Origin of the sequence: Olsenella sp. DNF00959 (genome assembly GCF_001553055.1) — a bacterium.
Taxonomy (GTDB): Bacteria; Actinomycetota; Coriobacteriia; order Coriobacteriales; family Atopobiaceae; genus Olsenella_I; species Olsenella_I phocaeensis.
The window spans coordinates 517,031-530,428 of the sequence record NZ_KQ960123.1 but is presented as its reverse complement, the minus strand read 5'-3'; the positions used below and the strand labels follow the sequence as shown (position 1 = coordinate 530,428).

The following is a 13,398-nucleotide window of genomic DNA, read 5'->3' as shown; positions in this document are numbered from 1 at the left end:
GTCAAAGATGCCCATTCGCCAACGAGGGTCGGGCAAGCTTCCAAGCTGCGGCCAACCCGGCCCCAGCGCGCCGCCCTCGCCCGAGGAGGACCATGTTTGACCTAAAGCCCATCAGCAGCAGGGTCGCGCGCGTGGCCGGAGCCGCCGCCGTCGCCGGTCTCCTCTGCCTCGCGAGCCCCCACGTCGCACTGGCCGACCAGAGCCTCGAGTCCCTCGAGCAGGCCGCCATCCAGGCAGCCGACAGCTACCAGGCCGCGACGGAGAAGGTCAGCCAGATCCAGGGGCAGATCGAGGACAACGCCGCCCACAAGGCAGAGCTCGAGGCCGAGCTCCCCGCCCAGCGCGAGCGTGCCGCGTCGGCCATCAGGGCGCACTACAGGCTCCAGCAGGACCAGGCCAACCTGGTCTCGATGCTGCTCTCGGCCGAGGACTTCAACCAGTTCCTCTCCCAGGCGCAGTACCTGACCGCCATCACCACCAGCAAGCTCAACGAGATGGTCCAGCTCACCCAGATGGAGCAGGACCTGGACCGGACCAGCCAGGCGCTGGAATCCGCCAAGGCGGCGGCAGAGGTCCAGGCGAGCGAGGCCCAGGGCGCCTACGAGCAGGCGGAGGCGGCGAAGCAGGCCGCCATCCAGGCCGCCACCGCCAACGCTGCCGCCCAGCAGGCGGCCTACGAGCAGCAGCTCGCCGCAGGCACGCCGGACCAGTCGACCAACCAGGCCATCGAGGCTGCCACGGCCAAGCAGGGTGCCGACGCGGCCGATGCCTCCGCCCCCAAGGGCGGGCAGGGCCAGGACGAGACGACCCCCACCGCCAAGGCCGAGGAGCCCCAGCGGGAGGCGACGCCAGCCCAGCCCGCCAAGCCCAGCTACAACTACGTGGGAGCCTCCACCTACGGCGAGGGCGACGGGCTCATGTACAGCGCCACGGCCTCCGGTGACGTCGTGACCCCCACCTCCATGGGCGTCGCCATGAAGAGCGTGCCCCTGGGCACCGTGGTGGAGATCAGCTACGGCGGCAACACCGTCACCGCCGTGGTCAACGACCGCGGCCCCTTCGTCGCCGGGCGAGAGATCGACCTCCAGCCCGCCGTCGCCCACGCCCTAGGCTTCGACGGCGTCGGCACGGTGGGCTATCGCATCGTAGGCTAGCCACGAGCGAGGCCCAACGCTCCCAGCGCACAACGGCGCCCCCGCGGTCCTCGGGCCGCGGGGGCGCTCGTCCCTCTCCCCCGGACGTCCGCCCCTAGAGGCGCTCCGCCATGTCGCGCACCAGGCGCTCGCTCGCGTCCCACCCCAGGCAGGCATCCGTGATGGACTGGCCGAACACTCCCCCGCCCACAGGCTGGCTGCCGTCCACCAGGTAGGACTCCACCATGAAGCCCCGGAAGAGCCCCGCGACGTCGGTACTCCGGCTCACACTATCCAGCACCTCGTCCACGATGCGCGCCTGCTCGAGGGGCCGCTTGCCCGAGTTGTCGTGGTTGCAGTCGATGACCACGGCGGGGTTCTGGTACCTCTCGCCCTGGTACTTCTGGGCCAGCCGCTCGAGGTACTCGTAGTGGTAGTTGGGGTAGTTGATGCCGTCGAGGCCCTGGTAGCCGCGAAGCAGCGCGTGCGCCAGGGGGTTGCCCGTGGTCTGGACCTCCCAGTTGCGGTAGATGAAGGTCTGCGGCGCCTGGGCGGCATAGATGGAGTTGAGCATCACGTCTGTGGAGCCGCCCGTGGGGTTCTTCATGCCCACGGGAGCGGCGATGCCACCCGCGACCAGCCGGTGCTCCTGGTTCTCGACCGAGCGGGCCCCCACCGCGACGTAGCTCAGCAGGTCCACGAGGTACTGGTAGTTGTCCGGGTACAACATCTCGTCGGCAGTGAACATGCCGCACTCACGCACCACGCGCAGGTGCATGCGGCGGATGGCGCGGATGCCCCCAAGGAGGTCGGAGCCCCCTTCGGGATCGGGGTTGTGCAGCAGCCCCTTGTAGCCCGTGCCCCTGGTGCGCGGCTTGTTGGTGTAGACCCGGGGTATCACCAGGACCTTGTCCCTGACCTCCTCGGCAAGGCGAGAGAGGCGGCCCATGTACTCGAGCACGGAGTCCTCGCGGTCGGCCGAGCAGGGGCCCATGATGAGGAGGCGCCGCGGACTCCTGCCGCAGATGACGTCGGCGACCTCGGCATCAAAGGCCCGCTTGCGCGCGACCTCCTCGGCGCTGAGGGGCATCTCGTCGCGAATCTCCCTGGGTATGGGAAGGCGACGCTTGAAGTTCATGGGCATGCTGGGGGACCTCCGGACGTTAGTCTCGCAACCATGGTCGGGCGGCTCGGGCTCGGCCGTGGGCCCGCAGGCTGGCGCCTCGGGCTCTGGGAATTATGGCATGCCCGACGTCACATGCGCGGGCGGCACGACGGCGTTCTCGCACGCGACACATACGCCTGCCTCACACCCGGCCGAGGCGGCCCGCACGACTAGGCCAGGAGTCCCGCCAGCCAATCCAGGGCGATTCCCACCGGTGTCCGCCCGTCTCGGTCCTGGAGCGCCTCCCGAACTCGCGGCACGTCGTCGGTTATCACGCCGTCCACGCCGTTCTCCACGACGCGCAGCACGTTGGACTCGTCGTTGACCGTCCAGGCCAGGACCTCGCGACCCTGCGCGTGCAGGTAGCCCACGAGCTGCGCCGTGCAGCTCGTCTCCTCCACCGAGAACAGGTCCGCCGCGTCCAGCTGGCAGAGGTCGCCGTACGCCAGGGTCATCACGTAGGCGCGCCTGACCTCGGGCGCCGCCTCGCGCAGGCGCAGCAGGCAGTCGTAGCTCATCGAGGTGAAGACGCACTGGGAGCCCATGCCCGCCTCCCTCACCTGGCGCGCGACCTCACCCTCGAGGTCGCGCTCGTGGCCTGTGGGCTTGAGCTCGATGTTCAGCCTCATGCCGGTCTCCTTGGCCCAGGCGAGGACCTCCCCCAGGGTGGGGTAGCGCTCCTCGGCGAACTCGGGCGAGAAGTGCGAGCCCGCGTCGAGCGCGCGAACCTCTTCCAGCGTGAGCTCCCAGGCGGCCTTGTCCACGCCCGAGACGCGCTTGAGCCGCGCGTCATGGCTCACGAAGATGCCCCCGTCCGCGCTCTGCTGCAGGTCGAGCTCGACCCAGTCCGCGCCTTGCTCCTGGGCCTGGCGGAAGGCGGCCATGGTGTTCTCGGGGGCCTCCAGGCACGCGCCGCGGTGGGCGGTCAGCTGCACGGCGGCTCCCCCCTGGCCGAAGGGCTCGAGCAGCGCCGGTCCGAAGGCGAGGAGCAGGGCCGCGCACGCACAGACGCCCAGGCCTGCCAGCCCCGCCACCAGGGCGACCCTTTCCCTGTCCCACGCACGTTGCGTCCGCGCCACGGCATGGCGCCCCTCTCGCGCCAGGTAGAGCGCGCTCACGCTCGCGTATCCCAGGGCGGGAGAGAGCGCCAGGCACACCACCGCGAAGAAGGCGAGAGGCGCCAGCACGAGGGACGAGGCGACGGCCGCGGCGACGGGCCGCTCGGAGAGCGCCTGTGCCAGGACGCCCGCCGCGCCACCACCTGCGAGCAGCACGAGGCCGGCGACAAGCGCGGCCAGCGCCTGGATGCCCACGAGCCAGAGGAGGTCGCGCAGGCGCCGACGCCGGCCTAGCTCGACCGAGCGGGCGAGGCTCTGGCGAAAGTCGAGCCCCTCCCACACGAAGGCGTTGAGCGCGTAGGACCAGCGCACGAGCAGGACCACGACGAGGACGAGCGCGAGCGCGTGGGCGACCGTGAGCGCGCCGCTCTGGTAGATGAACTCCTCCACGAACTCAGGCACGGCGAGCGAGCGCACCACGCCGGTCGAGACCCCCAGGTTCACGAGGGGGACGAGCACCAGGACGTAGGCGGCGAGGCCGAGGTTGCGCGGGGCGAGGGCCCGCAGGGAATGCCGCGCGGCCAGGGGCAGCAGCTCCCGGAGGCCCATCGCCTCTCCCCTGCTCCCACGCTCGAGGGTGACGAGGACACCTGCGAGCTCGAACACCGAGAGGAGCATGAGCAGCGTCCCCACGACGACGACCAGGGCCACGCTGAGCGGACGCAGCAGGAAAGATCCCACGTTCTCCCAGGTCAGGTACGCATAGCCCTGGGCGGCCATGGCGGCGTCGAGCAGCAGGCGGAGGAGCGGCGCCAGCCCCAGCGCCGTGCCGGCCCTGAACAAGAGCTCGAAGAGGGCCAAGGTGCGCCAGTTGGCGCACAGGAGTCGCAGGACGTCGCGAAGCGTCTTCATGGGGCCCTCTCTCCACGGGATTCGCCAAGACAGACTAGCAGAAGCCCCGGCGGACCCGATGCGGCTCCCTGCCGCGCGACGACTTCCCACGGACCTATCATGAGAGGGCACACGAGACGAGAAGCGGAGGTACCCATGCCCTGCACCACCCTACTGGTCGGCAAGAAGGCCAGCTACGACGGCTCCACCATCATCGCGCGCAACGAGGACTCCCCCTCTGGCGTCTTCACTCCCAAGCGCATGGAGGTCGTCCTCCCCCAGGACCAGCCCCGCCACTACCGCTCGGTCGTGAGCCACGTCCAGATCGAGCTCCCCGACGACCCCCAGCGCTACAGCTCCGTGCCCGACGCCGTCAACAGGGACGGCATCTGGGCGGAGGCCGGCGTCAACGAGTCCGATGTCGCCATGAGCGCGACCGAGACCCTCACCACCAATCCCCGCGTGCTGGGCGCGGACCCCTACGTGGAGCTCGTCCCCGCCAAGGGCACGCCCGGCGAGGAGGGCTACGTGCCCGAGGTCCCCGGGGGTATCGGCGAGGAGGACATGGTCACCATCGTCCTGCCCTACGTGAGGACCGCCCGCGAGGGCGTGCTGCGCCTGGGCTCCCTGCTCGAGGAGTTTGGCACCTACGAGCCCAACGGCGTCGCCTTCTCGGACCTGGACGAGGTCTGGTGGCTCGAGACCGTGGGCGGCCACCACTGGATCGCCCGCCGCGTCCCTGACGACTGCTACGTGACCATGCCCAACCAGCTGGGCATCGACTCCTTCGACCTCTCCGACGCCTTCGGGGCGCAGAGGGAGCACCTCTGCTCGGCCGACCTGCGCGAGTTCATGGCCAAGAACCACCTCGACCTGAGCCTGGAGCCCGGCGACGCGTTCAACCCCCGCGAGGCCTTCGGCAGCCACTCCGACGCCGACCACGTCTACAACACGCCGCGGGCCTGGTCCATGCAGCGCCTGCTCAACCCCCACACCGGCAACTGGGACGACGGCTCGGGCGACCTCTCCCCCGAGTCGGACTCCCTCCCCTGGAGTCGCGTGCCCGAGCGCAGGCTCACCGTCGAGGACGTGAAGGACGCGCTCTCGCTCCACTACCAGGGGACGCCCTTCGACCCCTACGGACGCGGCGACGACGCCCAGCGCGGCAGGTACCGCCCCGTCGGCATCAACCGCAACGGCGAGCTTGCGGCACTGCAGCTCAGGCCCTACGCGCCCGAGGGCTGCCGCGCCGTCCAGTGGACGGCCTTCGGCTGCAACGCCTTCAACGCGCTCGTGCCGCTCTACGCGAACGTGCGCTCCATGCCCGAGTACCTCTCCAACACCACCGACGAGGTCACGACCCAGAGCTTCTACTGGTCGAACCGCCTGGTGGCGGCACTGGCGGACGCCCACTTCAACGCGACGGCGGCGGCCGTCGAGAGCTACCAGGAGGCGGTGGCGGCGCGCGGCCACGAGGAGCTGGCCCGCACGGACGCGTCTCTCCTCGCGCAGGGCTCGAGCCGCGAGGATGCCCGCGACGAGCTGGAGGAGGCCAACGGGCGCATCGCGAGGATGCTCCGCGACAAGACCGGCGAGCTCCTCTCCAAGGTCCTCCTCCAAGCCTCCCTCGACATGAGGAACGGCTTCGCCCGGAGCGACCGCTAGGGGGACGATGGGACGCGAGGCGAGAGGGGTGTGGGCTGACATGCGTGCGGGGGCGACGAACGCGAGGGAACGGTCCGGGGGCGCCGAGGGTCAGGGCCCCATTCCGCCCGAGGGCTTCACCTTGGGGCTCGCCCTCTTCGACGGCGTGCCGGTGGCGCTCTTCTGCCTCTCCACCCTCGTCCTGGGCGGCAGGCTGGGGAGCCCGGCCTTCGTGGCAGGAGCCGTCCTGGCCTTCGCGGCGGGCCTCGGCAAGGTGTGCTGGAAGCTCCTCCTCGCCCTGAGCAGGGGCGACCATCCCCTCCTCAGCCGACAGCTCCGCTACCTCATGCCCCTGGGCTTCGCCCTCATGGCGGCGGGGATCGCGACCAAGACGGCCGTGCTCGCCCTGGTCGCAGGCAGGCTCCTGAGCCTCCCCTCCTGCCCGCTCCTCGCCCTCTGGCTCGCCTGCATGCTGGCCATGGTCCGCTTCGCGCGGCACCGCGACCAGCTGGACGCCCGCTCCAACTAGGTCGAGCAGGCGACCAACTCCCTGGGACAGGCCGCCCTCCTCGCGGCACTGCTCCTGGCCTAGCGCCACGGCGAGTGACGCCGCCGCTCCGGGCGGACTCACGGTGCGGCGGCGTCACCTCTCGCCTGGCGTATAGCCGGACGACAACGAGAGCGACGCGGACCCGCTAGGCCAGCGCCGCCACCAACTCGTCGGTGCTCGCGACCACGGAGCCGAAGCACTTCCGGCAGTGCTCGACGGCACCCTCCTGGCTGCCGCAGAGGAAGGTCCTCGTGGCATCCTCGACCAGCACGCTGTCGTAGCCCCTGAAGTAGGCGTCCGCGAGGGTGTGGAGCACGCAGACGTTGGTGTCGCAGCCCACGGCCACGACCGTCCTCACCCCAAGCTCCCTTAGGAGCAGGTCGAGGTCGGTCTGGAAGAAGCCGCTGTAGCGGCGCTTGGGCACCATGAAGTCACGCTCCCCCGAGCCCGCCCCGAGCGCCGCCGCGGGCGCCGTCCTCCCCTTGATGCCGTGCGGCCCCCAGAGCTCGAGCTCGCGGTCCACGCCCTCGAGGTGCTCGTCGTCGCAGAACACGACGGGGAGCCCCGCCGCGCGCGCCGCGTCCACCACGCGCGCGCAGTTGGCGACCATGGCCCCCTCCTCCGGCGAGGGCGCGTACACCGCGTCCTCGCCCACCGCCTCGAGCACGTCGATCACGAGCAGTGCCGTCGTCTTGCGGTCGATGTCCAGCGCGTTCCCCATGCTTTGCCTCCCTCTGCCGATATGGTGCCTTCCATGCTAGCCCAGTCTCCGCGTCCCCCTGCCCCCAGGGCGCGAGGACACGGGAGCCGCCCCCGCCCCAAGGCATGTGGAGCTTGCGCAAATGAGGGCGCCCGCCTGCGTCTGGGTAGTATCCTTTCATGTCAGCACACGCCGATCTGCCAAACGCAGCCCAAACGAACAAGGGGACAACGTGGGACTCAACGACATGACGCGCCGGAGCGCCCTCAAGCTCCTCCTCGGCGCGGGAGCGAGCGCCACCGTGGCCGGCCTCCTCAACGTGACGAGCGCCTTCGCCGACACGACGAGCGACCTCGAGCAGACCAAGCAGGACCTCAGCGCCGCGCAGGAGAGGTACGACCAGGTGCAGGCGCAGCTCGACCAAATCGCCTCCGAGTACGAGGCGCTCTCGCGCGAGCAGTCCAAGACCCTCGACCAGATCGAGGGCATCAACGACCAGATCGATAAGACCCAGGAGCAGATTGACAAGACCCAGGCCGACCTGGACAAGAAGAAGGAGCGCCTGGGCGAGAGGATCAACAGCGCCTACAAGTCGGGCAACACCGACTTCCTGAGCATCATCATGAACTCCGCCTCCTTCGGCGAGCTCACCTCGAACCTCTACTACATGGGCAAGATCACCGAGGCCGACGAGCGCATGATCCAGGAGGTCAAGGACGCCAAGGCAGCCCTCGACCAGCAGAAGGCCGAACTCGAGGGCCAGAAGGCCGAGCTCGAGGCCCTGAACGAGACCCAGAGGCAGCAGCTCGCGCAGATGCAGTCCAAGCAGGAGGAGGTCCAGGGCGTCCTCGCGGGGCTCGACCAGGACGTGAAGGACCTCATCGCCAAGCGCGACGCCGAGATCCAGGAGATGGCCGAGGAGAAGGCCCGCCAGGAGGCCGCCGCCGAGGCGGCCCGCAAGGCGGCTGCCGCTGCGGCCTCGTCCTCCGTGGGCGGGGGTGCCTCGTCCAACGTCTCCGGGAGCCTGGGAGCGGACGGCACGACCACCGGCTCGCAGGCCCGCGTCCTCGCCGCCTGCCAGTCGACCCCCTCGCCGGGCGCCGGCCTCTGCGCCATGTGGGTCAGCCAGGTCTTCAGCAACGCCGGCTACGCCTATGCCGGCGGCAACGCCAACGACATGTACAACTCCTGGTGCACGAGCTCCAACCTCAGCCAGATCAAGCCCGGCATGATCGTGGCCGTGTCGACCCACCCGCACACCAGCGCTGGCCGCATCTACGGACACATCGGCATCTACGTGGGCAACGGCACCATCATGGACAACGTGGGCTACGTGCGCACGGGCAGCCTCAGCGACTGGATCAGCTACTACGGCGGGACCGTCACCCCGCGCTGGGGCTGGCTGATGGGCATCGTGCTGGCCTAGGCGCGGCAGGCCTCCTAGCAGGCACTCGAGTCGAGCAGGGCAAAGAGCGCGGCGGCAGGGGGAGAGAGCGGCGCGTCACGCCTGCAGACGACGTAGGTCGTACGGAAGGCGGGATTGTCGAGGTGCCGCACGATCACGTCGAAGGGGCAGCGCTCGAGCGCGAGCGAGGGCAGGAGCGACACGCCCAGCCCGCTCTCGACCATAGAGATGATGGCCGTGACGTCCGCCGTCTCGAAGCGCACCCTGAGGTGGCGCAGGTCGGCCTGGAGCAGGGGCGCCGTCTCGGCGTCCGCCACGAACTCCTCGTCCGCCAGCTCCTCGATGTCCACGCGCGCCCGCGACGCAAGCCGATGGCGTTCGGGGAGCACGGCCACGATCTCGTCCCTGTCGAAGGGCCGTGCCAGCAGGTCCTCCCTTCCCGCCACGTTGGGAAGGAAGCCCAGGTCGACCTCGTCCTCCAGGATGAGCCGCTCGACCTCGGCGTAGGTTCCCAAAAGGAGGTCCACCCGGATTCGCGGGTTCTCGGCCACGAAGAGCCCGAGCGGGCGGGGCAGCCGGTAGGCGGCGATGCTCGAGGTCGCGGCGACCCTCACGGAGGGCAGGTCCTCGTCCGCCTCGTCGAGCTTTAGCTGGAGGCGGTCGTAGCTGCGGCAGAGCTCCTCGACCAGGGGGAGGAGCTCCTCTCCCCTGCGCGTGAGCACCACGGGGCCGCCACCACGCCCGAAGAGCCTCACGCTCCAGAGCCGTTCGAGGTCAGAGATCATGTGGCTCACGCCCGACTGCGAGTAGCCGAGGGCGCCCGCCGCCTTGGTGAAGCTCCCCCTGCGCGCCGCCTCGAGGAAGGCGCGGTACTTGTTGATATTGGCGCTCATGTCCCCTCCCCAGAACGCCCCGAGTCTAGGACGCGGACGCGGCGAAGAGAAGCCCCCATCCACCGGACGGGGTCGAGGACGGGGGAGGCGGTCCCGGCACGGGCTGGGACCGCCTCCCGGGCAAGGGACCCCGCGGCCCGCAGCGCAGGACGGGCCGAGAGAGGGCGGGGGGTGGGCGCCCCGCCCAGGGAGTGGGAGCGGGGCGCCTCGGGGGGTCGGTGGCAGGGCTACAGGGCGTCCTTGATGATGATGTCGCCCTCCTTCATGATCACGTCCATGTTGTCGGGCGTGAGGTCGTGGATGTCGGCCAGGACGTCACCCCTGACCATGAGGAGGTCGGCGAGCTTGCCCTTCTCGATGGAACCGAACTCGTCCTCCTTGTGGACCATCTTGGCGCCGTTGAGCGTAGCGGCCGTGATGGTGTCCATGGCCGGGATCTCGCAGTGGTCGACCCAGGCGTACATCTCGTCGATGGTGGTGTAGCCATAGGGCGTGCTGAAGCTGAAGGAGTCGGAGCCCACGGTGAGGGTGACGCCCAGCTCGTAGGCGCGCTTGAGGTTGGCCCAGGTGCGCGCGATGCCCTTCTCGGCGTTGTCCTTGCCGGGGAACTTGTCCAGCTCGGGCGTCCACTCGGGTGGGTAGGTGCCGTACCAGCTGGGCAGGAAGCCCACGGTGGGCGTGAAGAAGGTGCCCTGCTCGGCCATGAGGCTCATGGTCACGTCATCCAGTTCGAAGCCATGGATCAGCTGCTCGCAGCCGAAGCGGACGGAGTCGTACGCGGCCGAGATGCTGTTGTAGGAGTGCGACCAGACGGGGATGCCCACCATCGCGGCCTCGTCGCAGACGGCCTTGATCTCTTCCGTGCTCATGAGCTGGGCACGGCCGGAGTCCCAGCGCCAGATGCCGCCGCCGGTCGCCCAGATCTTGATGGCGTCGGGGTTCTCGCGCAGGCGCATGCGGATGGCGTGACGCAGCTCCCAGGGACCGTCCACCTGATCGCCCCAGGGGTGCCCGTTCTTGGACATCTCGAAGGGCAGGTGGTGGGAATCGCCGTGGCCCGCGGTGCGGCAGAAGCCCAGGCCGGTGGCGAAGATGCGCGGCCCCTTCATGACGCCCATGTTGACCAGGTCGCGGATGGCTATGCCGTTGCGACCGATCTCGCAGCAGGTGGTGAGGCCGTGGGTCACGGCGTCGTAGGCCTGCTTGACGGCGCAGGCCTGCTTCTGCGCCACGGTCTCGATGACCCAGTCGTTGTCGTTGTCGGTCAGGTTGCCCGAGAAGTGGATGTGCGTGTCCACGATGCCCGGCATGAGGGTGTGACCGGCCGCGTCGATGACCTTGTATCCCTCGGGCACCTCGGTCGCCGTGCCGGCATAGGCGATGGTCTTGCCGTCCACCAGGACGAGGCTGTCCCCGACTGCGGCCGCTCCGGTTCCGTCTACGAGCTTGCCGCCCACGAATGCGTACTTGCCCATGATCCTGCCTCCACTTTCCTAGCTTGACTTCCTGCCTTGCGTGCGGTCGCCCGGCATGCGCGAGCCGGATCCCGGGCGATGGTTGCCTTACTGGCGCCCTTGGGCCACGCCCGCGGACGCACGCCCCTCTCCCCTTCTGCCGAAGGCCAGGAGCAGGGCGAAGCCTAGGACCACCCAGGCGATGGTGATGGCCCACTCCACGCCGTTGAGGGCGGCGGGGCTCGCGGGGACCACCATGAGGGCGATGATCAGGAGCCCGGCCACTATGGCGCAGCAGATGCCAAACCTGCCGCCGTTCACCTTGTAGGGACGCTTGAGCTCGGGCTCGGTCCTGCGCAGGCGCAGACAGGCGAAGCCGGCCATGGTGCAGGCGAAGATGAAGCCCAGGGAGGCCACGTTGGTGAGGGGGACGAGCATGTTGCGGCCCAGGAAGGGCCCGACGAGCGTCAGGACGGCCAGCACGACGTTGGCCTTCTTGGGAGCGCCGGACGCAGGGTCGATCTGGGCGAAGGACGCGGGGAGCATCTCCTTGCGTCCCATGGCGAGCATGAGGCGGGTCGAGGCGCCGAAGAAGGAGTTCATGGGACCCAGGGGGCCTAGGGTCGCGATGACCAGCATCGCGACATAGAAGAAGAGGTTGATGCGCTCGAGCACTGCCAGGGCGGGCACGGAGGCGCGCACGAACTCATGCCAGTCGATGATGGAGCCGAAGGAGTAGATGCAGACCAGGTAGAAGACCCCGGAGGCCAAAAGGGCGATGGCCGGGACCAGGCCGAACTTCTTCCAGTCGAGGTTGGCGGAGGCCTCCTCGGCCTGCTGCGGGATGGTGTCGAAGCCGGCATAGAAGAAGGGGGTCATGACCAGGACCGCGACCACGCCGCCCAGAAGGCTCGTGGCACCGGTCGACCTACCGCCCGCCGCCTCGCTCACCTGGGAGAAGACGGGCAGCGCGTTGGAGGGGGATCCCGTGGCGATGGAGATGGCCATGGCGAGGACCATGCCGGCGAGGAGCGCCTTGGTGAGGAAGGACGAGAGCTTGGCCGCGGCGCCGGCACCCTTGAAGTTGAGGTAGATCACCAGGACGGCGAAGCACAGGGCGATGACCGTGGGCCAGAGGTAGACGTCGGCGCCGAGGATGGTGTAGAGGCGCACGGAGCGCAGCCATGCGAGGGCGGGGAACTCGGCGAAGCGGTCGGTGAGCAAGGTCGAGATGGCGATGGCCTCCCAGGGACAGAGCGGGGCGTTGCCCAGGAGCAGCATCCAGCCGGTGAGGAAGCCGAGCTTGCGCCCGAAGGTGCGGTCGACGTACTCGATGATCCCGCCCGAGATGGGGATGGCGGCGGTGAGCTCGCCGAAGCACATGCCTATGGGAACGAGGAAGACGGCGCCCAGGGCGAAGGCGATCATGGCGGGCACGGGGCCTCCGCCCAGGACCATCCAGTCGCCCACCAGCAGAACCCAGCCCGTGCCGATGATCGCTCCGAAGCCGATGGTGAAGAAGTTGAAGAGCGTGAGCTCCTTCTTCATGCCACCGGAGGCGACGGGCTGCCCAGCCTTGTCAGACATGCGTCCCTCCCCCTCTTGCGCGGGGCGTGCCCGCGTCGGAATCGGTTCGCATCCCCCGACGGGGTGCGCCTTCTCACATAGCCTTCTCACATAGGAAAAGTTAGTAAGTGGGGTCCGGGGCCGACCCCGCCCGAAATGCGGGCGGATGCTCTGGCGGCGCGAACGGCAGGGGCGCACGAGGAGGTCATGACGCTTCCTAATGGACACATGAGCGCGACTCATCTGGGTGCCTCGCAGAGGCAATGGGGCGAGCGCCACGGGCCCCTCCCCGTGGTCGACGGCCCTTCTTGGCGGCCCCTAGCGAAGGGCGACCAGCAGGAGGGCGGCCACGGAGATGGCTGGTGCCCAGGCGAAGTCCTGCCGGAGGAGGGAGCTGCCAGGTCCACCGCGACCCGCGCGCGCGAGGTGCGAGACGAACGCGGGAGGCAGAGCCAGGAAGCAGGAGAGGGCGACCAGGACGAGGCCCCCCTCGAGCCCCAGGTGGCAGGAGAGGGCGGCGAGGAGCTTCAGGTCTCCCCCGCCCATGCCGGGCGCATGCAGCAGCCGCGCGGTCGCGAGGGAGAAGGCGAGGAGAAAGGTGCCCACGGCAAGGCCCGGCACGAGGGCGCCCGCGAGCTCGAGCGCGAGCGCGACCGGCCCGCGGGAGGGGTCGTGCGCCCAGACGACGCGCGCCATCCCCAGCACAAGGACGGCGACGACGCACCCGTTGGGGATCCTGCGCTCCCTGAGGTCGACGGCCGAGGCCACGACGAGGACGAGCGCGAGGCCAGCGAGGGCAGGCAGGGGTGGCATGTCTCCTCCAAATCGTGTCTTGCGTGTGGCTCGCGACGCCGTCATTGTCCCATCACCGGGCCGCCACTCCCTCGTCCTTGCCTAGAATGTCAGCTGAGTTTGCCCAGACGGGGCACCCCCGACGCC

Annotated in this window: 11 protein-coding genes; 4 read left to right on the top strand and 7 right to left on the bottom strand. The window is 69.5% G+C overall.

Going from position 1 to position 13,398, the window contains the following annotated elements; all coding sequences use genetic code 11:
* Nucleotides 1-92 precede the first annotated feature (92 nt).
* Nucleotides 93-1,154, top strand: a complete 1,062-nt coding sequence (locus HMPREF1868_RS02275) for a septal ring lytic transglycosylase RlpA family protein (RefSeq protein WP_062529990.1) — start codon at nt 93-95, stop codon at nt 1,152-1,154.
* 94 nt (nt 1,155-1,248) lie between these two features.
* Here HMPREF1868_RS02275 and HMPREF1868_RS02270 read toward each other — a convergent pair whose 3' ends face one another.
* Nucleotides 1,249-2,277, bottom strand: coding sequence for a 3-deoxy-7-phosphoheptulonate synthase (locus HMPREF1868_RS02270; protein ID WP_062529988.1), 1,029 nt, complete (start codon nt 2,275-2,277; stop codon nt 1,249-1,251).
* Between the two features lie 191 nt (nt 2,278-2,468).
* On the bottom strand, nt 2,469-4,268 hold the full coding sequence (locus tag HMPREF1868_RS02265; protein ID WP_062529986.1) for a glycerophosphodiester phosphodiesterase family protein: 1,800 nt from the start codon (nt 4,266-4,268) through the stop codon (nt 2,469-2,471).
* Nucleotides 4,269-4,403: 135 nt separating this feature from the next.
* Here HMPREF1868_RS02265 and HMPREF1868_RS02260 point away from each other — a divergent pair, with 135 nt between their 5' ends.
* The gene (locus tag HMPREF1868_RS02260; protein WP_062529985.1) at nt 4,404-5,912 is read left to right on the top strand and encodes a C69 family dipeptidase; all 1,509 of its coding nucleotides are present in this window, start codon (nt 4,404-4,406) and stop codon (nt 5,910-5,912) included.
* A gap of 28 nt (nt 5,913-5,940) precedes the next feature.
* Nucleotides 5,941-6,420 carry a hypothetical protein gene (locus tag HMPREF1868_RS02255; RefSeq protein WP_156439383.1) on the top strand — a complete coding sequence of 160 codons (480 nt, stop codon included), beginning with the start codon at nt 5,941-5,943 and terminating at the stop codon, nt 6,418-6,420.
* Between the two features lie 166 nt (nt 6,421-6,586).
* Here the strand turns inward: HMPREF1868_RS02255 and HMPREF1868_RS02250 are convergent, their stop codons facing one another.
* Nucleotides 6,587-7,162: a cysteine hydrolase family protein gene (locus HMPREF1868_RS02250; protein ID WP_009279532.1), complete on the bottom strand. Its 576-nt coding sequence runs from the start codon at nt 7,160-7,162 to the stop codon at nt 6,587-6,589.
* Between the two features lie 211 nt (nt 7,163-7,373).
* On the opposite strand from HMPREF1868_RS02250, the gene HMPREF1868_RS02245 reads away from it, so the two are divergent.
* Nucleotides 7,374-8,567, top strand: coding sequence for a coiled-coil domain-containing protein (locus tag HMPREF1868_RS02245; protein ID WP_231782230.1), 1,194 nt, complete (start codon nt 7,374-7,376; stop codon nt 8,565-8,567).
* Nucleotides 8,568-8,581: 14 nt separating this feature from the next.
* On the opposite strand, the gene HMPREF1868_RS02240 is transcribed toward HMPREF1868_RS02245, so the two are convergent.
* The 4 genes from HMPREF1868_RS02240 to HMPREF1868_RS02225 all read right to left on the bottom strand — a co-directional run bounded on the left by HMPREF1868_RS02240 (nt 8,582) and on the right by HMPREF1868_RS02225 (nt 13,272).
* Nucleotides 8,582-9,439 (bottom strand): LysR family transcriptional regulator, encoded by an 858-nt coding sequence (locus HMPREF1868_RS02240; RefSeq protein ID WP_062529979.1) that lies wholly within the window; start codon nt 9,437-9,439, stop codon nt 8,582-8,584.
* Between the two features lie 227 nt (nt 9,440-9,666).
* A complete protein-coding gene (locus HMPREF1868_RS02235) occupies nt 9,667-10,914 on the bottom strand; it encodes a metal-dependent hydrolase family protein (RefSeq protein ID WP_009279535.1) in 1,248 nt (415 codons plus the stop codon).
* A gap of 87 nt (nt 10,915-11,001) precedes the next feature.
* Nucleotides 11,002-12,480, bottom strand: coding sequence for an APC family permease (locus tag HMPREF1868_RS02230; protein WP_062529977.1), 1,479 nt, complete (start codon nt 12,478-12,480; stop codon nt 11,002-11,004).
* 297 nt (nt 12,481-12,777) lie between these two features.
* On the bottom strand, nt 12,778-13,272 hold the full coding sequence (locus tag HMPREF1868_RS02225) for a prepilin peptidase (RefSeq protein WP_062529975.1): 495 nt from the start codon (nt 13,270-13,272) through the stop codon (nt 12,778-12,780).
* Nucleotides 13,273-13,398 lie beyond the last annotated feature (126 nt).

What these genes read in the sequence shown, in the direction of transcription:
- HMPREF1868_RS02275 (WP_062529990.1), top strand. Translation starts at nt 93, where the DNA reads ATGTTTGACCTAAAGCCCATCAGCAGCAGGGTCGCGCGCGTGGCCGGA.
- HMPREF1868_RS02270 (WP_062529988.1), bottom strand. Translation starts at nt 2,277, where the DNA reads ATGCCCATGAACTTCAAGCGTCGCCTTCCCATACCCAGGGAGATTCGC.
- HMPREF1868_RS02265 (WP_062529986.1), bottom strand. Translation starts at nt 4,268, where the DNA reads ATGAAGACGCTTCGCGACGTCCTGCGACTCCTGTGCGCCAACTGGCGC.
- HMPREF1868_RS02260 (WP_062529985.1), top strand. Translation starts at nt 4,404, where the DNA reads ATGCCCTGCACCACCCTACTGGTCGGCAAGAAGGCCAGCTACGACGGC.
- HMPREF1868_RS02250 (WP_009279532.1), bottom strand. Translation starts at nt 7,162, where the DNA reads ATGGGGAACGCGCTGGACATCGACCGCAAGACGACGGCACTGCTCGTG.
- HMPREF1868_RS02240 (WP_062529979.1), bottom strand. Translation starts at nt 9,439, where the DNA reads ATGAGCGCCAATATCAACAAGTACCGCGCCTTCCTCGAGGCGGCGCGC.
- HMPREF1868_RS02235 (WP_009279535.1), bottom strand. Translation starts at nt 10,914, where the DNA reads ATGGGCAAGTACGCATTCGTGGGCGGCAAGCTCGTAGACGGAACCGGA.
- HMPREF1868_RS02230 (WP_062529977.1), bottom strand. Translation starts at nt 12,480, where the DNA reads ATGTCTGACAAGGCTGGGCAGCCCGTCGCCTCCGGTGGCATGAAGAAG.
- HMPREF1868_RS02225 (WP_062529975.1), bottom strand. Translation starts at nt 13,272, where the DNA reads ATGCCACCCCTGCCTGCCCTCGCTGGCCTCGCGCTCGTCCTCGTCGTG.